At 38.6% G+C, this 20,385-nt stretch carries 18 protein-coding genes; 12 read left to right on the forward strand and 6 right to left on the reverse strand.

Going from position 1 to position 20,385, the window contains the following annotated elements; genetic code table 11:
- Positions 1 to 72: 72 nt before the first annotated feature.
- From CYL31_RS04135 to CYL31_RS04185, 11 genes are all read left to right on the forward strand, one after another.
- Entirely contained in the window at positions 73 to 1,239 is a 1,167-nt protein-coding gene (locus CYL31_RS04135) for a nucleotide sugar dehydrogenase (protein ID WP_212917712.1), read from the forward strand.
- Between the two features lie 2 nt (positions 1,240 to 1,241).
- Entirely contained in the window at positions 1,242 to 2,108 is an 867-nt protein-coding gene (locus CYL31_RS04140; RefSeq protein ID WP_212917713.1) for an NAD-dependent epimerase/dehydratase family protein, read from the forward strand.
- A complete protein-coding gene (locus tag CYL31_RS04145) occupies positions 2,108 to 3,073 on the forward strand; it encodes a hypothetical protein (protein WP_212917714.1) in 966 nt (321 codons plus the stop codon). Before CYL31_RS04140 ends, CYL31_RS04145 begins: the two co-directional genes overlap by 1 nt.
- Before the next feature lie 32 nt (positions 3,074 to 3,105).
- Positions 3,106 to 3,693 (forward strand): acyltransferase, encoded by a 588-nt coding sequence (locus CYL31_RS04150; RefSeq protein ID WP_212917715.1) that lies wholly within the window; start codon positions 3,106 to 3,108, stop codon positions 3,691 to 3,693.
- 58 nt (positions 3,694 to 3,751) lie between these two features.
- Positions 3,752 to 4,870: a glycosyltransferase family 4 protein gene (locus CYL31_RS04155; RefSeq protein WP_212917716.1), complete on the forward strand. Its 1,119-nt coding sequence runs from the start codon at positions 3,752 to 3,754 to the stop codon at positions 4,868 to 4,870.
- A complete protein-coding gene (locus CYL31_RS04160; protein ID WP_212917717.1) occupies positions 4,867 to 5,823 on the forward strand; it encodes a GDP-mannose 4,6-dehydratase in 957 nt (318 codons plus the stop codon). The genes CYL31_RS04155 and CYL31_RS04160 overlap by 4 nt, the downstream gene beginning before the upstream one ends.
- A 67-nt stretch (positions 5,824 to 5,890) precedes the next feature.
- Positions 5,891 to 7,009 (forward strand): GDP-mannose 4,6-dehydratase, encoded by a 1,119-nt coding sequence (gmd, locus tag CYL31_RS04165; protein WP_212917718.1) that lies wholly within the window; start codon positions 5,891 to 5,893, stop codon positions 7,007 to 7,009.
- A gap of 3 nt (positions 7,010 to 7,012) precedes the next feature.
- On the forward strand, positions 7,013 to 7,981 hold the full coding sequence (gene fcl / locus CYL31_RS04170) for a GDP-L-fucose synthase (protein ID WP_212917719.1): 969 nt from the start codon (positions 7,013 to 7,015) through the stop codon (positions 7,979 to 7,981).
- Position 7,982: 1 nt separating this feature from the next.
- Entirely contained in the window at positions 7,983 to 8,723 is a 741-nt protein-coding gene (locus CYL31_RS04175) for a glycosyltransferase family 2 protein (RefSeq protein WP_212917720.1), read from the forward strand.
- A gap of 22 nt (positions 8,724 to 8,745) precedes the next feature.
- Complete coding sequence (locus tag CYL31_RS04180; RefSeq protein WP_212917721.1) at positions 8,746 to 9,741, forward strand: glycosyltransferase family 4 protein; 996 nt, start codon at positions 8,746 to 8,748, stop codon at positions 9,739 to 9,741.
- Entirely contained in the window at positions 9,741 to 10,871 is a 1,131-nt protein-coding gene (locus tag CYL31_RS04185; protein WP_249411688.1) for a glycosyltransferase family 4 protein, read from the forward strand. The genes CYL31_RS04180 and CYL31_RS04185 overlap by 1 nt, the downstream gene beginning before the upstream one ends.
- Positions 10,872 to 10,884: 13 nt before the next feature.
- Here CYL31_RS04185 and CYL31_RS04190 read toward each other — a convergent pair whose 3' ends face one another.
- The 6 genes from CYL31_RS04190 to CYL31_RS04215 all read right to left on the reverse strand — a co-directional run bounded on the left by CYL31_RS04190 (position 10,885) and on the right by CYL31_RS04215 (position 18,770).
- A complete protein-coding gene (locus CYL31_RS04190) occupies positions 10,885 to 12,300 on the reverse strand; it encodes an undecaprenyl-phosphate glucose phosphotransferase (protein ID WP_212917722.1) in 1,416 nt (471 codons plus the stop codon).
- Positions 12,301 to 12,358: 58 nt separating this feature from the next.
- A complete protein-coding gene (locus tag CYL31_RS04195) occupies positions 12,359 to 13,693 on the reverse strand; it encodes an O-antigen ligase family protein (RefSeq protein ID WP_212917723.1) in 1,335 nt (444 codons plus the stop codon).
- Between the two features lie 211 nt (positions 13,694 to 13,904).
- Positions 13,905 to 14,648, reverse strand: coding sequence for a BamJ family beta-barrel-assembly machinery protein (gene bamJ / locus CYL31_RS04200; RefSeq protein WP_249411689.1), 744 nt, complete (start codon positions 14,646 to 14,648; stop codon positions 13,905 to 13,907).
- 495 nt (positions 14,649 to 15,143) lie between these two features.
- Positions 15,144 to 16,490 (reverse strand): PIG-L deacetylase family protein, encoded by a 1,347-nt coding sequence (locus CYL31_RS04205; RefSeq protein ID WP_212917724.1) that lies wholly within the window; start codon positions 16,488 to 16,490, stop codon positions 15,144 to 15,146.
- A 41-nt stretch (positions 16,491 to 16,531) separates the two neighbouring features.
- A complete protein-coding gene (locus CYL31_RS04210; protein WP_212917725.1) occupies positions 16,532 to 17,713 on the reverse strand; it encodes a glycosyltransferase in 1,182 nt (393 codons plus the stop codon).
- Between the two features lie 142 nt (positions 17,714 to 17,855).
- Entirely contained in the window at positions 17,856 to 18,770 is a 915-nt protein-coding gene (locus CYL31_RS04215) for a LysO family transporter (RefSeq protein WP_212917726.1), read from the reverse strand.
- 243 nt (positions 18,771 to 19,013) lie between these two features.
- Between CYL31_RS04215 and CYL31_RS04220 the strand changes: the two genes are divergently transcribed.
- Positions 19,014 to 20,384, forward strand: a complete 1,371-nt coding sequence (locus tag CYL31_RS04220) for an MATE family efflux transporter (protein ID WP_249411690.1) — start codon at positions 19,014 to 19,016, stop codon at positions 20,382 to 20,384.
- The last annotated feature ends 1 nt before the right edge of the window (position 20,385 follow it).

The raw sequence follows: 20,385 nt of genomic DNA on the forward strand, positions 1-20,385 counted from the left end.
TAGAAGATTTTTTTAGTGTCATTAAAGTTATTTTCTAGGATTAAAGAAAGAGTTTTTTTAAAGAGTATACTTATGAAAATCGTAATCGCTGGTACAGGCTATGTTGGCTTATCTCTTGCGGTACTTTTAGCGCAGCACCAGGAAGTTGTTGCTTTGGATGTAGTTCCCGAGAAAATAGCGCTTTTGAATAATAAACAATCCCCGATTCATGATGCAGAAATTCAAGATTTTCTTGAAAATAAGTCTTTAAACTTGGTTGCTACATTAGATAAACAACAGGCATACCAAAATGCGGATTATGTCATTATTGCTACGCCAACGGATTATGATGCAGAAACGCATTACTTCGATACTAAGTCGATAGAGTCTGTTATTGTTGACGTTTTGGCGATTAATCCTCAGGCTGTCATGGTGATTAAATCGACTATTCCTGTCGGTTATGTAGAAAGAGTAAAAGCTAAATTTGGTGTTGATAATATTATTTTCTCACCAGAGTTTCTTCGTGAAGGCAAAGCTTTGTATGACAACCTATATCCATCTCGGATTATTGTAGGAGAAGTTTCTGAGCGGGCGACCATTTTTGCAAATTTGCTTGTCGATGGAGCTATCAAAAAAGACATGCCAGTCTTGTTCACGAATGCGACGGAAGCTGAAGCGGTAAAATTATTTGCTAATACCTATTTAGCTATGCGTGTGGCTTTTTTCAATGAGTTAGATACTTATGCTGAAGTTCAAGGGCTGGATGCCCGTCAAATTATTGAGGGTGTCAGTCTTGATCCTCGTATTGGTGGACACTATAACAACCCTTCTTTTGGCTATGGTGGCTACTGTTTACCGAAAGATACCAAGCAACTTCTAGCTAATTTTGAGATGGTGCCACAAGCATTGATTGGAGCAATTGTCCAATCAAACGACACCCGTATGGACTTCATTGAACATCAAATCCTCAATAAGCAGCCTAAAAAAGTAGGTGTTTACCGTTTAATTATGAAGGCGGGTTCTGATAACTTCCGTGCCAGTGCTATACAGGGAATCATGTATCGTTTACAGGGTAAAGGCATTGAGTTAGTGATTTATGAACCTGAGCTTAGCGATTCCGAATTTCATGATGCAAAGGTACTGAGTTCTTTGGATCAATTCAAAGATGAAAGTGACGTTATTATTGCCAATAGAATGAGTGATGAATTATTAGATGTGGTAGCAAAAGTGTACACACGCGACCTTTTTGCTAAGGATTAAAGATGAGTAATAAAAAAGTATTGGTAACCGGTGGTGCTGGGTTTGTAGGCAGTCACTTGTGTGAGCGCTTGGTAACGATGGGATACGATGTATATTCATTGGATAACTATTTTACGGGCAGTGAAGCAAATCATGTAGCTGGCGTGACTTATATACGTGGTGAAACAAAGAATATTGGTACGCTTGTCAATTTTGTTCCCGACATGGTTTATCACCTTGGTGAATATTCGCGGGTAGAGCAAAGCTTTGACGACATTGAAAAGGTTTGGGCATACAACAAAGAAGGTATTTTTGCGGTACTAGAGTTTGTTCGCAAAGCGGGTTGTAAAATTTTGTATGCTGGCAGTAGTACTAAGTTTGGCGATGGTGGTCTTGGGCGCAGTGCTTCTCCTTATGCTTGGACAAAAGCGACTAATACTGAACTAGTTATGAATTATGGCAATTGGTTCAATGTACCTTATGCGATCACGTATTTTTATAATGTATACGGTGAGCGAGAGATACAAACCGGTAAATACGCCACTCTGATTGCGTTATTTAAAGAAAAAATGCGTAATAACGAACCGCTTACAGTAGTGAGTCCAGGAGCCCAAAAGCGTAATTTTACCCACATCGACGACATTATAGACGGTCTGGTGTTGGTGGGGGAGAACGGCTATGGTGATGAGTTTGGTATTGGCAGTGAAGAAGGCTTTAGTATTTTAGAGGTTGCTAAGATGTTCAATGGTCATATTGAGATGTTGCCTGAACGCAAGGGTAACCGAATGACTGCAGATGTCATGGCAGATAAGACGAAAGCATTAGGTTGGTCTGCTAAACGTACACTAGCTAGTTATATCGAAAATCTTAGATTAAAGAGCTGGAAATAATGATGTCTGATGAAAACAAGTTCATCCCTCCGCATACATTGAACACAGCTGTACTTTTTTTAGTATTCAACCGATTAGATACTACAAAACAAGTTTTTGAGGCGATTCGTCAAGCGAAACCTCCGCGTCTTTATATCGCGGCAGATGGTGCTAGAACTAGTAAAGAAGGTGAAGCAGAGAAAGTTCAACTTGTTCGTGACTATATTACTCAAAATATAGATTGGGATTGCGAAGTAAAAACTTTATTTAGAGAAAAAAATCTTGGTTGTAAGTATGCTGTTAGTGGTGCTATTACGTGGTTCTTTGAAAATGAAGAACAAGGCATAATACTTGAAGATGATTGTTTACCTAGCCAAAGCTTTTTTTGGTTTTGTGAGTGTTTGTTGGAAACATATAAAAATGATCTTCGTGTTTGGCATATTGGTGGTGTAAGTACTATCCCTAACAGTATCATTTCTAATGATGATAGCTATTATTTTTCGGCGCTTAATCACATTTGGGGGTGGGCTAGCTGGAAAAATAGATGGGAAAAATATGATGTAGATATTGTTAATTTTCCCGAATATAAAGAAAATGAAAATATTAAAGATGTTTTTAACCGTAAATTATGGCAAAAATTTTGGCTAAGCAATTTTGAAGGTGTGTATTCAAAAAAAATTGACACTTGGGATTATCAATGGTGTTTTGCAACCTGGGCAAATAGAGGTATTTCTATAGTGCCTACGGTTAATTTAATCGCTAACATAGGTTTTGGTGCGGATGCAACACACACTACTGAAAGCGATGCTAAAATGTCAAACAGAGCTAAAAAAGAAATGCAAATTCCGATTACTCATCCTTCTACGATTAGAATAAATAAAAAATATGACGAATATAATTTCAAATATTTGTTTGAAATTAGTTATTTTAGTCTTTTCTTAAATGGCTTTAAAAAGCAACTGAAAAAAATCTTACGATTTAATTGATTATAATGATTAGGTTTATAGCAAGAGTGATTTTGTTTATTTATGCAAAATTTAATGCCTTTATTCTAATTTGTAAGGTTGAAGTTATAAAGTCAAAATGTACTATTGGAAAGAAGACTGTATTTCTTGATGGTGCTAATGTATGTAATCTTATAAATGATAGATCAAGGCTTTGTATTGGAGACGAAACACGCATTCAAGGGGAGCTGATAGTTCACCCAAATAATGGAAAAATTATAATTGGTGAATATTGTTATGTTGGTGTCTCAAGTCGAATCTGGTCTGCTGAAAGTATTATTATTGGTGATAGAGTATTGATTTCACATGGTGTTAATATACATGATTTTGATAGTCACCCTATTGACCCATTATTAAGACATTTGCAAGAAGTAAAGCTTTTTGAGAAAGGTCATACTGGTGATTTATCTAATGTATCATCATCTGGAATTGTAATTTCAGATGATGTTTGGATTGGTTTTGGTGTGACGATTCTAAAAGGCGTAAAAATTGGTAAAGGATCTATTATAGGCTGTAATGCCGTAGTTACTCATGATGTTGATGACTATTCGATAGTGGTTGGGAATCCTGCGAGAACTGTAAAAAAAATATGTGATCCATAATAAAATTCTACTGATTTTTAATTATCGACTTACTGTGTTTAAATAAAGAATATATTCTATGAAGATAGCCTTCGACCATCAAACATTTACTCATCAATCTTATGGTGGTATTTCTAGATATTACTCAATACTTGCCAATGAGTTATTTTCTTCTGAAAATGACGTTAAAATATTTGCAGGAATTCATAGGAATAACTATTTAAAATTTTTGCCTGATGGAGTGATTAGCGGTGTGGGTTTGAAAAAATATCCATCAAAAACTGGTCCATTTTTTCATGTTGTAAATCATATTGCTAGTCAGTATCAAATTAGTAAATGGAAGCCAGAATTAGTTCATGAAACTTATTTTTCATCACCACGTACGCTTTTTTCTAGTGATGCAGCTCGTGTGACTACCGTCTATGATATGATACATGAGATTTTTCCTAGTCAGTTTTCATTTCGTGATAGCACCTCAAAATCTAAAAGAAAAACACTTAATAGAGTTGATCATATAATCAGTATTTCAGAAAGCACTAAACGGGATTTAATAAATCTCTTCGATATTGATGAGGCAAAAATTTCTGTCGTACATTTGGGTGTGTCACTTGATAGTTTCAAAGCAGTGATAAATGATGGTTTATCTACTGTTAATGGCAAACCTTTCTTATTGTATGTTGGTAGTCGTTTTGGCTATAAGAATTTTGATGGATTGCTCAAAGCGGTAGCAAGTTCGGCTAAACTAAAGTCTAGTTTTGATATTGTCGCATTTGGCGGGGGGGGCTTTAATTCAGAAGAGCTCGCTTTAATAAGGTCATTAGGGTTCTCTGGATCACAAGTAAGACAGTGTAGCGGTAGTGATCAAGAGTTAGCAGGTTTGTATGGTAGAGCTGCGGCTTTTGTCTATCCTTCTCTCTATGAGGGATTTGGATTGCCACCTTTAGAAGCCATGGCATCAGGTTGTCCTGTAGTAACATCTAATACTAGTTCAATGCCTGAAGTTGTTAGAGATGCGGGTGTTTACTTTAACCCAAATGAAATAGAAGACATGAGATTTGCAATTGAACGTGTTGTGTTTTCACCTAGTGTGAGAAGCGATTTAGTCCTAGCTGGGTTTGAAAATATAAAAAGTTTTTCATGGAATAAATGCGCAGCTGAAACGTTGACTGTTTATAAAAAAGTATTGGGTAATTCATGAAGAAAATAGCATTAATTTGTGGTGTAAGTGGACAGGATGGAGCTTATTTAGCAAAGCTTTTATTGTCAAAAGGCTACGAAGTTTGGGGGAGTTCTCGAGATGCTCAGGGTGGCTCTTTTTCTAACCTTACGGCCTTGGGAATTAAAGATAAAGTACGTTTCGTTTCAATGGTTCCTGAAGATTTTAGAAGCGTCTTAGTTGCTTTGCGTAAATCTTCGCCAGATGAGGTGTATTACTTAGCAGGACAGTCTTCAGTTGGACTATCTTTTGATCAACCTGCTGAGACAATACAGAGCATTGCATTTGGTATTTTGAATGTTCTTGAAGCTTGTCGAATGCTTGATAAGTCGCCTAGAGTCTATCATGCAGGGTCTAGTGAATGCTTTGGTGATACTGGTGGTGTTGCTGCCCATGAGAATACGCCTTTTCATCCTCAGAGCCCCTATGCTGTAGCTAAAGCCTCTGCATTTTGGTTAGTAGATAATTATCGCGAGGCGTATGGGCTTTTTGCCTGTACTGGAATTTTGTTTAACCATGAGTCTCTTTTACGCCCTACGCGTTTTGTCACTCAGAAAATCATTTCTACAGCAAAACGAATTTATGCTGGTTCAAATGAGAGTCTAGAGTTAGGTCGATTAGATATTTCAAGAGATTGGGGCTGGGCGCCTGAGTATGTGAATGCTATGTGGCTTATGTTACAGCAAGATAAGGCAGAGGATTTTGTTATTGCTACTGGCCAAACAAATACATTGGAAAAATTTGTTGAAGTGGCTTTTTCTGAGCTTGGTTTAGACTATAAGCAGTATATCAAGCAGAATGTTGATTTTATGCGTCCAACTGATCTAAATGTTAGTTTGGGTGATGCAACTAAAGCGAAAAATTTACTTGGTTGGGAAGCAAAGTATAAAATGGATGATGTTGTTAGAATGATGATTGATAGAGAAGCTGATTAATGCCTTTACCACATTTGGCAGTTTTTAGTTCGCGTTAATCAAAACTTTATTAAATGCGTAGGTTTTTATGAAAAAAGCACTTATTACAGGTATTACGGGTCAGGATGGTTCTTACCTAGCTGAATTTTTATTAGCAAAAGGCTATGAGGTTCATGGTATTAAACGTCGAGCATCTTCTCTTAACACTCAGCGAATTGATCATTTGTATCAAGACCCTCATGAACCAAATCCAAAGTTAAAGTTGCATTACGGTGATTTAACTGACAGCTCTAACTTGACTCGGATTTTGCAAGAGGTTCAGCCAGATGAAGTTTACAATTTAGGTGCTCAATCTCACGTTGCTGTTTCGTTTGAAGCTCCTGAATATACTGCTGATGTCGATGGTATGGGAACTTTGCGTATTTTAGAGGCCATTCGCCTTCTAGGTCTCGAAAAGAAAACTAAGTTTTATCAGGCATCTACTTCCGAGCTTTTTGGACTTGTCCAAGAGACTCCTCAAAGAGAAACTACACCGTTTTACCCTCGTTCACCTTATGCTGTAGCTAAAATGTATGCTTACTGGATTGTGGTGAACTACCGTGAATCTTATGGTATGTATGCCTGTAATGGCATCTTGTTTAATCATGAATCACCACGCCGCGGTGAGACCTTCGTTACTCGTAAAATTACTCGTGGTTTGGCGAATATAGCTCAAGGTTTAGAGAAGTGCTTGTATATGGGGAATATGGATGCACTCCGTGATTGGGGCCATGCCAAAGATTATGTTCGCATGCAGTGGATGATGCTTCAACAAGAGCAGCCAGAAGACTTTGTGATTGCTACTGGGGTTCAGTATTCCGTTCGCCAATTTATCGAATGGTCTGCTCAAGAGTTGGGTATTAAGTTGAAATTTGAAGGTCAAGGCGTTGATGAAAAAGCTATTGTTATAGCTATTGAAGGCGATAATGCTCCATCGTTGAAAGTCGGTGATGTCGTGGTGCAAATAGATCCACGTTATTTCCGCCCTGCGGAAGTGGAAACTTTATTAGGTGACCCAAGTAAAGCGAAGCAAAAATTGGGGTGGACACCAGAAATTACGGTACAAGAAATGTGTTCTGAAATGGTTTCAGAAGATCTTAAAATCGCTAAGCAGCATGCCTTTATGAAAGCCAATGGCTATGAAGTACCCGTGGCTCAGGAGAATTAATAGGTGAACCTAGATTCAAGAGTCTATGTTGCCGGTCATGGTGGGATGGTCGGTTCTGCTATTATTCGCCGACTTAAAGAGAGTGGCTACAAGCATATTATTACTTGCACTTCTGCGGAGCTTGATTTAACCAATCAAGTCGCAGTGGCTGCTTTTTTTGCCGAGCAAAAGATTGATGAAGTATATCTAGCCGCTGCGAAAGTGGGTGGAATCTATGCTAATAATACATTTCCGGCAGAGTTTATATATCAGAATTTGATGATAGAGGCTAATGTCATTCATCAGTCGTATTTGCATGGTGTCAAAAAGCTTTTGTTCCTAGGTTCTTCGTGTATTTACCCTAAGTTGGCTAGTCAGCCAATGCAAGAGTCGGCTTTATTAGATGGCTATCTAGAGCCAACTAATGAGCCATATGCAGTAGCTAAAATTGCGGGAATAAAATTGTGCGAGTCTTATAACCGCCAGTACGGTGTAGATTATCGTAGCGTGATGCCAACCAACCTTTATGGTCCAGGGGATAATTATCACCCTGAAAATAGTCATGTTATTCCTGCATTAATTCGTCGTTTTCATGAGGCAAAAGAGCAAGGTTTGGATCAAGTGACTATTTGGGGAACAGGATCGGCAAAGCGTGAGTTTTTGCATGTAGACGATATGGCTGCTGCCAGTGTGTTTGTTATGAATCTTGATAAAGCTACTTATGATGGTGAAGTTCATTCAATGGAAAGCCATATTAATGTTGGCACGGGGTTGGACTGCTCTATTCTAGAAGTTGCCCATAAAATTGCTAAAGTCGTAGGCTTTAATGGTGATATTAATACTGATGTAAGCAAGCCCGATGGTGCACCTAGAAAACTAATGAATGTAGATCGTCTTCGTCGTCTTGGTTGGGAATTCAGTATTGAGTTGGATACAGGACTTCAGGATGCCTACGACTGTTTCGTAAAGAATTCTACTAATTTGAGAGTATAGTATGCTTCAGCAAAATACTCAGTGGCAACCAATCATTAGCGTTATTACAATAGTTTATAATGATGTTGAAAATATTGAAAAAACATTAAAAAGTGTTTTAAACCAATCCTATGAGAATATTCATTATATTGTAATTGATGGTGGTTCATCAGACGGCACAAGGCAGTTAATAGAAAAGTACCAGGATAAACTTTTTGCTTTTTTGAGTGAAAAAGATACTGGTATTAGTGATGCTTTTAATAAAGGCACTCGATTAGCTGAAGGTGATTATATAAATTATATGAACTCAGGTGACGTTTTTGTTGATAACCAATCTGTATCTATATTTGCTGATGCTATTGTTGAATCTAAAGCCGATGTAATTACTGCTTTTTCAAAGTTTGTTGATAAGAGAATACCGAAAAAAATAGTAAGTGATGCTACCTTTATAGGTGAAAGGTCAATGATTTCACATCAGGCTTCTTTTATCTCTAAGGCTTTATTTGATAAATATGGATTATATGATGAAGATTTTAGAATACGTATGGATTACGAATTTTGGTTAAGGGTTTTACCTCACTCATCTCTTTTCTTTATAAATGATACTCTTGTCGATTATGCTGATGGTGGTATAAGTGGCCAAAACTCTGGAAAGAACTTTAAAGAGGAAATTAAAGCACAAATCAAAAATTTATCCTCTACTACTTTAGTAATATGTTTAGCTAAAAGTAGCCTGAAGTTTTTTATTAAGAGATTGATTTGAAAATAGATGTTAGGGATAAAATATGCTTTATTTTGACTCTCGATGGTTAGAAAGTGGAGGGATTGGTCGATTTTGTAAGGAAATAATGCAAGCTCAAAGTCTAAATGGATGTAGTTTCATTAGTGGTGAGCTGTCTTCTGCACTATCAGCTATAGACCCTATTAAATTATCTAGAATTACTCTAGGTGGTAGCTACTTTGTTAGTCCAGGTTACAATTGTCCTTTTTTTTCTGCAGGTAAAGCTATTGTCACACTTCACGATCTAATGCATCTGAGATTTCCTGAGTACTCAAATGCTAAAAACAGGTTGTATTATAATTATATTGTGAAGCAGACGGTACGAAATGCTCCTGCTGTTTTTACTGTCTCTGATTTTACACGACAAGAAATCTCACGCTGGGCTAAAATTCCTATCGATAAAATAATTGTGGTTCCTAATGGGGTTGATCATAAATTTTATCATGAAGCCGTTCTTCCTATTGTTAGAGCCAGGCCTTATTTTTTATATGTTGGAAATAATAAATCACATAAGAATTTGAAAAGACTGGTGAGTGCTTATGCGAGCTCAGGCCTTTCTACTGAGGTTGACTTGTTAATTTCTTGTAAACCCACACCGGAATTAAGTTTGCTTATTACTGAATTAGGTATTATTGATAGTGTCGTGTTTTTAAACGGAGTTGATGAATCTGATCTGCCTTGTTATTACAAAGGAGCCATAGCAACCGTTGTAGTTAGTTTATATGAAGGGTTTTGTTTGCCTATTCTTGAATCTATGGCAGTCGGAACTCCTGTAATTACATCAAATATTACAGCTATGCCAGAGACAGCTGGCGGTGCAGCATTATTAGTTGATCCTTATGATGTTAATTCTATTCAAGATGGTTTAGTTGATATTTGGCAAAAGAAATTGGTACGTATTAATTTAGTTGAATTGGGGTTGAAAAGAGCTCAAATATTTTCTTGGGAGCGCTCTAGAAAAATTTGGGATGATGCTCTAACCCCTATCTTGGAGAAATAATGAAAATAGCAATTGTACATGACTGGTTTGTTAACCCAGGTGGCGCAGAAAACGTTATACAGTCTATTATCGATATTTTTCCTGATGCTGATTTATTCTCTGTTGTCGATTTTTTTGATGACGAGCAGAGAAAGAAATACCTGATAGGCAAGCAAACGAAGAATACCTTCATACAAAAATTGCCATTTGCGAAAAAGAAATACCGTGCGTATCTACCACTAATGCCTTTTGCTATAGAGCAACTTGATCTGACTGAATATGATCTAGTGATTAGTAGCAGTCATGCGGTGGCAAAAGGAGTAATTACATCACCAAATCAATTGCATATTTGTTATTGTTATTCACCTATTCGATATGCATGGGATATGAAGTTTGAATATTTAAAAGAATCTAATTTAACCAAAGGTTTTAAATCTTTATTAGCTAGATATTTTCTGCATAGAATAAGGCTTTGGGACTTAGCATCCAGTAATAATGTTGATTATTTTATATCGATTAGTCGCTTCATTAAGGAGAGAATATATAAATGTTATAGAAGGGACTCGACAATAATTTTTCCTAATGTAGATGTAGATGCTTTCCCGTTACACGAGGTTAAAGACGATTTTTATTTTACTGCGTCGCGTTTGGTTCCCTATAAACGGTTAGCGCTTATTGCGGAAGCCTTTTCAAAAATGCCAGATAAAAAGCTTATTATTATAGGTGATGGCCCTGAAAGAGATAAAGTTGAAAAAATAGCATCATCTTCTTCAAACATAAGTTATCTGGGATATCAAGATTATCAAATTCTTAAAGAGCATATGATGAAAGCTAGAGCTTTTATTTTTGCGGCAGAAGAAGACTTTGGTATTGTTCCATTAGAAGCTCAAGCATGCGGTACACCTGTTATTGCATTTGGTAAGGGTGGTTCACTAGATACGGTTATAGATAAGAAAACAGGATTTTATTTTCACAAGCAAACAGCAAATTCGATTATTAAGGCTGTTAATGAGTTTGAAAAAAACCATTGCTTATTGCTTAAGCCAAGTGAAATTAGAGCCCATGCTATGAAATTCTCTACGGAAATCTTTAAAGAAAATTTCAAGCAGTTTGTACTTGAGAAATGTGAAGAAAAAGGCATAGAGATTTGATCTTCAGTGAAGATCAAATTGCATTCTTATGTATAAAACCTTTGAAAATAGTCAAGAAGATGATTTTCAAATCGAACCATACAGACCAGTTTTCAATATAGTATAGGTCATATTCAACTCTGTTTTCCATTTTGTCTATTGTATCGGTTTCCCCGCGAAAGCCATTTACTTGTGCCCAGCCAGTGATGCCTGGCTTGACCATATGGCGGCGCATATAAGATTCAACAAGTGTTTTGTAATGTTCATTGTGTGCAAGTGCATGGGGTCTTGGCCCAACAATTGACATCCTGCCTTGAAGTACATTGATAAATTGCGGTAGTTCATCTAAAGATGTTCGTCTCATGAAAGCACCGATAGGCGTTATTCTACTGTCCCCTTTTGTTGCTTGTGTTACTTTTCCATCTTCCTCATTGTGAACCACCATAGACCGAAATTTATAAACCTTAAAGTCCTGTCCATTGGCACCTGTTCTATATTGTTTAAATAAGATTGGCCCTTTGGACGTTAGCTTTATGATGATGGCTAAGGCTACTAAAATTGGGCTTATGAGTAACAGTATAATGGAAGCCAGTATTTTGTCTTCTAGGGACTTTAGAAAACGGTTTTTACCTTCAAGCATATGAGAGGTTGAAATGTTTATAACGGGTAAACCAGCAACCTCCGTCATGGATTGATTTAAGAGTCTAAAGCCAAAGATATCGGGTACCATTCGAATCACGATAGAAGTGTTGCTTAAAGCGGATTGTACCTGTTCCATTTTTTGCACTTCGCTCATTGGGAGAGCAATCCAAACCTGATCTATTTTGTGATTTTTAACTATTTTATCTAGGTCATTTAATGTGCCTAGAAATGGTACAGAGTTAATTTCATGTTTATCGGTGGCTTGCTCTTGCGTACTAAGTATCCCTTTTACGACTAACCCCATTTCAGGATGTTGTTTTAGTCGCTCTAGAACTTGCTGTGCTAGCTCTCCATCGCCAATAATAATCACGCTTCTGATGTTGAAACCTTTTGCTCTTAATGCTCCCAGGGACTTCCGAAGCAAAAATCTATAGCTCAATATTGTAGCGGTAGAGGTACATAGCCAACTTACTACCCAAATACGAGAGAATAAATCTGAAGATTGGGTAATAAATCCACTGATGATTAGCAGCAAAAATGTCGTTAATGTCGCACTAAGAACGCATCTTATCTCAGACGTGAATGATGCACCTCGCCATGCCCTATATGCTCCAAAAAAGGACAGGCTTGCCGCCCCAAGTAACACACCAAGTAGTAGAACATTTTTATATGTTAAATCAAGGCTAAGGCTTGAAAATCTTAACCAGTAACTTAATAGTCCAGCACTCAATAGCCCAATGCAATCTATGATTCTTAGTATGATACTAAGTGATGTGCTGTGTTCTTTTAATGCTAAACTTTTTTTCACGTATTTCTCTGCTGTTAACTTAGCTGGTCAATAATATTTAGATTTTTAGAACTAAGATTTATGATTTAAAATTATATTTTGCGCGCCATATTTTGGCCTGTATACCTGTCATAAATATCGTAAAGTAAAAAACACCTGTCCAGAAATTTTGGTAGGCTTCGAAGCAATTCATAATGCTCCAGAAACAGACAAAACTCATAAAGAAATAGCCAACTTGTTTTTCTATTTTTCCAGCTCTTATTTGTTTAAAAAGGCTTTTTGCCATTACGACCCAGATACTAATATAAAAAGCTAATCCTACAATACCAAAGTTAACCAGCATCTCAATATAGGTGTTATGTAAGTGCCCGAAATCTTTTCTTATATCATCTGGTAGCCATTCTGTTTTTTTCATAACAAGACTTCTGCCATTGCTTCCCCAACCAAATATAGGTTTGGCTTTTATGAAGTCTGTTGCCGCTACCCAGCTATGAAGGCGTATACCAAAACTAGTATAGGGCACATTATCAAAGTCTAGTGTGGCAATAGCGCTTAATGCTTCTTTCTCTTCTACAGCTCTGTTTATCATAGCGTCGTTGTTAGTTAACGCTATATTTATCGCCATGCTCAGGCCCAACATGCTAGCTAGAAATAGACTTAGGGTGACTAGCTTTTGCTTTCCTGTTGCTCGATTAAACCGATTTATGGTGAAGTAGCTTGCCATAAAAAATGCAGTAAGTAGTAGCGCTAGCCAAGCTTGACGAGATGAGTTGATATAAATAATGAGGATACAGTAAGCAATAGCAAGAAAAAGAGGGATTGCTAACCATTTGCTTTTACTTAGAAGTGTGCGAGTAAAGCATAAAAAGCCTATCAAAATAACGCCAAAGAATAAGCTGGTATGCTGGGCTTGTCGAAGACCAAAAAATACTCGTTCTCCGTCTAGTCCCCTAATAATCTCTGGTATACCTTCACCTGTTACCCAAGGAGAAACTAGTATTCCTAGTGCCGCACAGCCCCAGACGAGCCAAGTTGCATTTTTGTATTGGGCTACCCACCAAGCTAACGGAATGAAAACAAACCAACGAGTTATCTTATCCAATTTAGGTGAGCTTTCCGCCCATTCAGGGGTAACATACTGAGATAATCCCCATGAAATTAATTGGAATATGATGGCTATCCAGACAAAACGAAACAGTATATGACTGTTAACTAGTTTGCCGTATTTAAATAATGCCCAGAAGCCAGTCAGTGTTGCTATGGCGGAGGCTGCACTTGCTATTTCAGGGAAGCCGGTTCTAGTAAAAGCATAAAGTGTTATCGAGATGATACCTAAGATGATTAGCCAGGTTGGCTGTTCTGCAGGTGTACGACGTTTGAATGCACTGGCTAAACTGGTAGAAACTGATGTCATTTGAGGCTCATATTTTTGTTTCATGCGGAGAAGTTCAATATAAAAATGTAATTTTTGTGTAAGTATACAAAGAGTTATAGGTGTGGGTATATAAGATATTCAATTTAGTCGCCTTTTTTTGAGAAGGGGCTATTGATGACACTAAAAAGCGGAAATAAAAATGGCCGTCACGATGACGACCATTTTACATCTTTACTAAAAGACAGTTAACTTACTTAGCGGCTTTTGGTTCTTCTGCCTTTGGCGTTTCTGCTTTTTGAATACTGTGCAATTCAACAACAAACTTCAATGCAGCATTTGGTGGGATAGGACCCGTGCCGCCAGGACCGTATGCTAGGTCTGCTGGAATGTATAGCTCGTATTTAGAGCCAACAGGCATAAGTTGCAGACCTTCTGTCCAACCAGGGATAACACCATTTAATGGGAAGGTAATGGCTTCACCGCGTTTGTATGAGCTATCGAATACGGTGCCATCTGTTAGGCTGCCTTCGTAATCAACTTCAACGGTATCTGTGGCTTTTGGCTTTTCGCCATTGCCTGCTGTAATGACTTTATAAAGCAAACCAGACTCTGTTTTTTTCACGCCATCTTCGGCTGCTTTCTCTTTTAGCCAAGCTGCAGAAGCGGCTTTTGCCTCTTCAGCTGCTTTTTCTTCTTCAAGCTGAGCTTTTGCCATTTGTTCTTGCTGGTAGTCTTGGATGGTTTTAGTCACTTCATCCATAGACATTTTGCCTTCTTTGCCCGCAAATGAATCCTGGAAGCCAGCCATAAAGGTTTTCATATCTAGATCTGAGAAATCTTGTGACATGCGTGAACCAAACATGGTGCCAATGCTGTAACCAAGGCGTTGCTCTTTAGTGTCTAGTTTAATTGCGCTGTCGGCGGCGTACGCAAAAGAAACGGATGACATGACCAGCGCCGCAATAAGAGTTTTTTTCATAGCTATTTTTTTCATAAGGAAAGGTGTTCCATTGTTTGTTGATTTATCACTTTGTGATGTAAAGCATTAAGACGGAGTTCGATTCGTATTTTTTGACCAGCATTTCATGGGGCGAAAACAAAGCAGGAACAATGGTATACGCCTTGTGCTTTGCAAAATCAGATCCGTCGTTTCTGTTTAACATGAATGTTCTAACATAAGGTAGGCTGTTTATGCCAGTTTATATGCTTTCACGTTACCAAAGCGACCCCTTCACCTGCACACTTTGTTTGAGTTCCAAAAGATAGAACGGTTCCACAAAGCACAAGACGTAGTAAGAGATTAATCTGCTGTTCTTTATCTACACAATCGCTTTTACAAAAGCATGACGGTGTTTGCTAAAGCAAGTTTGTTTGTTTGGCTCTGTTTACAATTTATTGACGTTTCTGTGTTGAAGCTTGGGCTCAGGTATTTTGTCGATTCGTGCTTTAGTGCGACAAAATACCTATGATTCATGTAATCGTTATAAAACTAGTGCTTTTTGTCTTGTTCTATTGAGTGAATCAATGACTGACTAAAGATCTGCCCATCCACAAAAGTGAAGACCTCATTGGCTTTAATATGCGTTAAGAAATAGTTGTGGTAACCGTAATATTTATAATGGCTTTTTAGTATTTTGCTATGCCACCATTTTTTTAATATTTTCTGAATTCTTGGTTTGCTGCGTAGGTCATGCATTGAGTCAAAAGATACAACTTTGTCTTTTTGTGTATTGATATCGAGTTGGTAGCTATAACAAGAATAATGGCCAAATATCGATTTAGTGTCATACCATGGTGCTAGCGCCGTTCTAGCGTGCTCTAGGCCGTAAGGGAAGTTCTTTATTTTACGCAAATGGTTTACGTACATCAAAACTCTATTCGGCACATGGCTGCTTTTGTCGATGGCTAAGGCTAAGGCATAAGCTGACATAATATGTTCTGGATGAGGGTCTATCTCTGGTTCTGTTACTAGTACAGTTGAAGGCTTAATTTGCTCTAGTAAGCTAGTTAGATCTTCGATTAGTAATTGTCCAGAGCTAATATTCTGTTCATCATTAGGAAGTTTTAGCGTATTAAATGTTCGACTTATTTGTGGTGTTAGCGCAGGAAAAGCTTTATCGCTTTGTGGCTCTTTTGGTGTTTGATAAAGCGATTCTTTGGTTAGATTGAAATAACCAAGGGAAGACAATCTATCAAGCTTAACGCCGGCAAGAAGCGGGGTTGTCATGCTATTCCAGGCTCTGATTTGTGCTTTTCGCTGCGTCGCGTCGCTTATGTTTTCATCTAATCCAGAAATATACTGCCTATCTAAAGACTGGAGGTTTTGGCCTGCATTGATGGTTGTAATCCAAACTTGATCCGCAAAGTTGCTGTATAAGCCATATGCAGCGAGTTCAGCATCATCGGCATGTGGCGCAATGATGAGAATGGGCCCATCAGCGAGGTTGGGTTTTTTAAAGCCTAAAAGTTTTGCTTCAGTAGGAGCTTTGCAATGTTCGAAAGCCAATTGTAATTGGTGCAATGTTTTGTCTTTAGCTAATAGGCCACTTAGATTAAGGTGGCGAGCGCCTTGTTGATTCGCTTCAAAAAATTGTGAATGACCAACTGTATTTTGATCTTCATTTTTAAAAAAAACGGAAATACAGCCTTGCTTTTTTTTATGAGTAGATTGATAAGAAAACGATAGTAACCAAGTGAATTCATCCTGTGTTAACTCTGCGAATCCTGCTTCATCTGCCAGAGTCAAATTAGATTTATTACTTGTGTTCTGCTTTTTTAAAAGTACGTCACTTTGCCAATCTGGTTGTAACGCATACTGGTAATCAAGTTTTTTCATAAAATAATTCTTGTAAAGTAAGGTAGTCGTTTAACCTAAATTTATTGGGCTGATAAGTAGGTGTCGCAATATTGTTGCACGATATGTTTTTCGTCAAACTGCGCGAGCGATTGTGCAACGTCTGGGCCTAAAAGAACGGAGTCTCCTTGTTTCAAAGTGAGGACGATTTTCTCGGCAAGAGACTCAGGGTTTTGTTCTGCTAAATAGTCACTTAACTGCCCGCGCATGATATCACTAACACCACCAGGGCAATTTGTTGCAACGACAGGTGTTCCACAAGCCAAGGCCTCAATGAGTACCATTCCCAGTCCTTCACTTTTGGAGCTTAAAACAAAGAGGTCTGCACGCTGATACCAAGGAAATGGATTGCTTTGTTTACCTTTTAGAAAGATACAATCTTCTAATCCTAGTTTTTTGATCTTATTTTCGATCGCAGCTTTTTCTCGACCTTCCCCGACGATAACTAGGTCATGTGTTACGCCGAAGTTGTTACGTGCGTAATGATAGGCGTCAATTAATAATGGAAAGTTTTTACCTCCTACAAGACGGCCTAAACCTAAAATATAGGGGCTTGTATGGTAATCAATATTGGCTTCTAGAACCGATGCCTTTTCTCTAATTTCTCCATAATTATTTGGGTTACTTATGATTGAAATACTTTGACATGAAATAGCGAAGTTGTGAATTAGATCCATAAAAGAGAGATGTGCTTCTTTAGATATGCATACCACATGTCGGTTGGAAAATAGCCATGAAAACATCTGCTTAGATTTAGAACCATACACCGACTGGTTAAGCATACTTTCACAAACGAAGACAAAACGAGGATCTTTGAGTGGCCAAATATGAGAAAAAGTGCCTTGCCCGCGGAAAATAATAAGATCAAATCGGCCAGCTTCTTTCTCTAATTTTTTGAGTTTATAAGAAAAAGCCATGGCTTCCGCATAGGCAAAAAACATGACGAACGATTTACGAAAAATGATGTTTAATAATTTAGATATTATTAACCAAATAAAACCGATGCCGCTTAGCATCACCATTTTTTGTAGGGCAAACAAATGTATTTTGACATTAGGGTTGCTGGGGGAGACTTCAATTTTGCGATTTTTAAGATAAATAAGGTGAGTATTATGGCCTTGTTTCGCAAAGGCGTCGGATAAATTGCAGGCAACTCTCTCCATGCCTCCAATTTTTAAACAATTAACAACAACCGCAACCTTCATTGAATCTCCTAAAAAATAATGTAAGACAACCTTTTAAAATCGTCGTCTTGTTATTTCTATTATTGAAAGCTAATACTAAACAACTCAGCATTCAAAAAATATAGTACATAAATTAACGAACCCACTAAATGCTCAATAAAGGCTATTTAATCCCCATAAATAACGGAATAAGAATTGGCACAAGAATACTCATGATAAAACCACTGGCGATGCAGACAGGGATGATTTGCGCGCCGTGAAATTTCCCTAGCATGGGTAAAGTAAAATCCATTGCCGTCGCACCAGAATAACCCACCGACATGTGGCTGTTGAGCCTTGCTAAAAATGGAATCAACATGAGGGCTAATATCTCACGTCCAAGATCAAGCAAGAAGGCGGTGGTGCCTAGTACTGGATCACCTAAGCCAGTAATAAGAATGCCAGATAAACTGTACCAGCCGAAGCCTGATACGACGGCAAGTCCTTGGTTCCAATTTAACCCTAAAATTAGGCTCCCAATCCAACCGGCTAATAATGTGGTGAAAATAGTCACTAGGGCGATAATGACGCCTTGTGAGTTTAAAAACAGCTTACGCAGACGATGATTGCCTTGGCGAAGCTGACAACCAATTAAAAACAGCAAAACATACAGCAAGCCCGTTACCAGTTCGTCGACGCCCGTTAGCCAGTCTTTGGCAAATATGCCGACGACAACCCCGCCTATTACCCAAGCGATGGTTTTCGCTGCGTCCATCAGGGCATGGCTTTTGCTGTCTGATGGGCCTTGAGCAAGACTGTCTGCGTGAGTACCGCCAAAACGTAGGCCACTAAGATATAAACCACCTAGGCTTAATACGCTGATCAGCGTAAAGAAAATAATGGCTTGATAACCAGCGATAAAGAGTTTTTCTGCTAAGTTGTCTAATGCTCCGAGGCTAAAGCCGATTAGACCTAGAATCAGATAAACCAACTGTTCTAATCCCTTGGCTACACGAGAAGGGGTGAATAGCGTGATATTGACCCAGTAACCAAAGAGTAGGGAGATTAATAATGGGCCAAGTGTGGTGATAATGGTCATGTGATATGGTCTTCCTAGACGTGTCTAATAAATGCAGGAGCGGCATTTTCTCGGTATTGGAATGTGAATACAAGCTTGTTTTTTGTAGGTCGTGCTTTAGCGCGTCAAGGTTTTGGTCTGGTGCGATTCGGCTTTGACGGCCTGAAGGCCGACCTACAGGTGATTTGGTGCAATGTTTGGTGATCAATGGTAAATTGCTCGGCTGTTTTTTGGTGTTTTCTATGGGATAGTCGGCGGTGATGTGTGGTTAAGCGTTTCCCAGTGTTAAAAGAAGTGCTTCATTTGTTATTTCCTATGGTTTTGACGATGACATTGGAGCTGTCGATCAGTGTGGTCGATACTATTATGCTAGGGCATTATAGTGCATTGCATTTGGCGGCGGTTGGTTTAGCGTCGAGTTTATGGCTACCGGTTGGTTGTTTCTTGATTGGTGTGACATTCGGTCTTACGCCTTTGGTTACGCGTCATTTGCATGGCCGACAACCTAAACTGGTTAACCTTTACATGTCGCAAGCGGTTGGCTTGTCTGTTGGATTAGGTTTATTAGCAAGCTTGGTGGCTATTTTCTTACTGCCATATTTCGCTGGTTTGATGGCAACGGAAGAGGAAACAAGACAAGTCTCGGTTTCGTATTTGTATATCTTCGCGCCAGCGCTTCCTATGTTGGCATTGATGACCTCCTATAAAAATTTGTTTGAAGCCGCTGGCCGCCCAGGCTTTCCTTTGTTTGTTGCCAGCTTCGGCTTAGTGCTAAACATATTGTTTAACTATGTACTGATTTTCGGTAATTTGGGCTTTCCTGAAATGGGTGCCAAAGGTGCGGCATTGGCGTCTGCGTTATCTCTGTATTTAGCTGTAGCTATGTTTTTTGTTTACGACCGTTTTATCAATAAAACCCCTTTATTTACTCGCTTAGTATGGCGTTACACACGTAAGTTTTCGATTTTGTTGAATGTTGGCGCGCCTGCGGGCTTTGCCTTTGCTTTTGAAGTGGGCTTATTTTCCTCTATGACCTGGTTGATTTCGTCTTTTGGGGATTTGGCATTGGGCAGTGGGCAGATTGTCATGTCTTACACTTCTTTCTTGTTTACACCCATGATGGCGATGAGTGCGGTGACAGCGATTGTTGTCGCGAAAGCCATGTCCAAAGAAGGCGTTGATGGTGTTAGAAAGCGCATCCGTGTGATCGTGTTGTTGGGTCTTTCTTATGTGAGTATCTGTTTTATTATTACTCAGGTTTTCCATAACCAGATTCCGTATATCTATAGTAATAACGCAGAAGTCGTCGCCTTGGCAGCAAGTATCTTATTGATCTCTTCTTGTTATCAATTCCCTGACATGCTGCAAACCGTATTTACCGGTGCCTTACGAGGATTCCGTGATACGCGTTCAACCATGATCGCTTTTGCCGCGTCTTTGTTTGGTTTGAGTATTCCGTTTGGCTTTTGGCTATCTCATTATAGCCCTTGGGCTGAAGCCTTATCATTGCGAGGGTTTTACATCGGTTTAGGTTCGGGGTTAACCTTATTAGCGACGATTCTTATCGTACGCTTCCAAGTCGTGTTACGTCGCTATGAAGGCAAGCGCATTGCTTCTCCCAGGGAAGTGGCCTAAT

It is taken from the genome of Marinomonas sp. A3A (assembly GCF_018336955.1).
GTDB lineage: Bacteria > Pseudomonadota > Gammaproteobacteria > Pseudomonadales > Marinomonadaceae > Marinomonas > Marinomonas lutimaris.

Excerpts from the sequence above, each read along its gene's own strand:
- CYL31_RS04135 (WP_212917712.1), top strand. The coding sequence starts at position 73 with ATGAAAATCGTAATCGCTGGTACAGGCTATGTTGGCTTATCTCTTGCG.
- CYL31_RS04140 (WP_212917713.1), top strand. The coding sequence starts at position 1,242 with ATGAGTAATAAAAAAGTATTGGTAACCGGTGGTGCTGGGTTTGTAGGC.
- CYL31_RS04145 (WP_212917714.1), top strand. The coding sequence starts at position 2,108 with ATGATGTCTGATGAAAACAAGTTCATCCCTCCGCATACATTGAACACA.
- CYL31_RS04155 (WP_212917716.1), top strand. The coding sequence starts at position 3,752 with ATGAAGATAGCCTTCGACCATCAAACATTTACTCATCAATCTTATGGT.
- CYL31_RS04160 (WP_212917717.1), top strand. The coding sequence starts at position 4,867 with ATGAAGAAAATAGCATTAATTTGTGGTGTAAGTGGACAGGATGGAGCT.
- gmd (WP_212917718.1), top strand. The coding sequence starts at position 5,891 with ATGAAAAAAGCACTTATTACAGGTATTACGGGTCAGGATGGTTCTTAC.
- CYL31_RS04175 (WP_212917720.1), top strand. The coding sequence starts at position 7,983 with ATGCTTCAGCAAAATACTCAGTGGCAACCAATCATTAGCGTTATTACA.
- CYL31_RS04180 (WP_212917721.1), top strand. The coding sequence starts at position 8,746 with ATGCTTTATTTTGACTCTCGATGGTTAGAAAGTGGAGGGATTGGTCGA.
- CYL31_RS04185 (WP_249411688.1), top strand. The coding sequence starts at position 9,741 with ATGAAAATAGCAATTGTACATGACTGGTTTGTTAACCCAGGTGGCGCA.
- CYL31_RS04195 (WP_212917723.1), bottom strand. The coding sequence starts at position 13,693 with ATGACATCAGTTTCTACCAGTTTAGCCAGTGCATTCAAACGTCGTACA.
- bamJ (WP_249411689.1), bottom strand. The coding sequence starts at position 14,648 with ATGAAAAAAATAGCTATGAAAAAAACTCTTATTGCGGCGCTGGTCATG.
- CYL31_RS04205 (WP_212917724.1), bottom strand. The coding sequence starts at position 16,490 with ATGAAAAAACTTGATTACCAGTATGCGTTACAACCAGATTGGCAAAGT.
- CYL31_RS04210 (WP_212917725.1), bottom strand. The coding sequence starts at position 17,713 with ATGAAGGTTGCGGTTGTTGTTAATTGTTTAAAAATTGGAGGCATGGAG.
- CYL31_RS04215 (WP_212917726.1), bottom strand. The coding sequence starts at position 18,770 with ATGACCATTATCACCACACTTGGCCCATTATTAATCTCCCTACTCTTT.